1 pseudogene is annotated in these 1,379 nt (G+C 46.2%); it reads left to right on the top strand.

Going from position 1 to position 1,379, the window contains the following annotated elements:
• Positions 1-127 precede the first annotated feature (127 nt).
• Positions 128-667: pseudogene (locus tag CBG25_RS03750) on the top strand (primase alpha helix C-terminal domain-containing protein); the annotation flags it as partial.
• Between the last annotated feature and the right edge of the window lie 712 nt (positions 668-1,379).

Here is a 1,379-nt window from a genome sequence, read left to right as displayed (position 1 = left end):
CATAAACGATTATCTCGTAACAGCCGCTCTTTGTTGATCATTTCAAACCTTTATTCTCTAAGTTAAACCTCTTTTTATTCTCAATAGCGTGACAAAAAATGCAAGTCTCTATTCAGCAACTAGTTTAGTGACGCAATGGCGACACGAACCTTACACACTGGATGAGCTTGCCGATTACCTCGATTTAAGCGCTGCGAATGCACCCTTTATCGAGTCAACTTATGGGCTAGGCCGTAACTGCACCATCTTTGAGAAAACGCGAAAGTGGGCGTATAGAGCTATTCGTCGTGGCTGGCCTGCTTTCCCACAGTGGTTCGCAGCGTGTTTTGAGCGTGCTATGGGTTACAACGTCCAATTCCCCGTTCCACTCAGTGAGCCAGAAGTACGAGCGATTGCTAAGAGCATCGCTAAATGGACGCACAAACGCTTTACTGAGAAAGCCTTTGCTGAGTACGTTACTAAGACGCATACGCCAGAGATACAGGCGGCTAGAGGGCGAAAAAACACTATATCTATTCAGGCCGCCAAAGGCGTTATTGGCGGCAAGATTAGTCATGGTGGCGGTAGGCCGATAGACTTAAATTCTGAGCGTCAACGTAAGCCGTGGGAAGAGTTAGGTATTAGCCGGAGATGGTATTACATGCAGAAGAAAATAGGCGCTCTTTAATCGAGTGCACTAAAACAAACTACCTATATCAGATAACAGCCCCTTTAGGGGGCTGTTATTTCTCCCTTTCATCCCTTATGGGGCGTGGGTTTGAGGGGCTTTTTCTTTTGAATCCCGAAAAAGTGCAGCTTTTCCTAGCTAGACCCGCTCGCCGGAGTCCATGACCGAACGTAGTGAGCGAATGGGCGAGGAAGCGGAATATCATCTTTAGCTTGTGTGCGGATCGGGTCACTCGTTCTGTGGTTTTGCCCTTGTCTTTTTGCTCTTTTCCTTCCTGTTAGTTATGATGCTATATATCGGCACTAATGGTTAGGGCAAGGACACACGGAGTTATCTCTGACGAGCTAATCCGTGCCTTGACGCCTAGGAATTTAACGCCTAGGAATTTCAAAGATCCTGAGGCCGTATGAAATAGGGATCACAGTCGGTAAGATTTGCTGTTTTTTTCAGCACAAGAGGGAGTGAGATCATTATTTGTTGGCTAATCGACTGATTTTTGAACGAATTTGCTGAATTCAGGCAGATCTTCCCTGCATTACATCACGTAACGCATTCGCGCTATTTCCACTGCGTTAGCAACCAGATCCTTTGTTACCAGCCCATACAAGACCCGCTGATAGACCATTTTCCCGCCACACAGAATACATTTAAAAGGGTCCGTATTGAGCAGTGCTTGGCTGAGGCTGGAAAATGTCACTACTTTTACAGGTTT

This window comes from Arsenophonus sp. ENCA, assembly GCF_002287155.1.
GTDB classification, from domain to species: Bacteria; Pseudomonadota; Gammaproteobacteria; order Enterobacterales; family Enterobacteriaceae; genus Arsenophonus; species Arsenophonus nilaparvatae.
The sequence above is the reverse complement of the archived record's forward strand: the minus strand, read 5'-3'. Positions and strand labels throughout refer to the sequence as shown.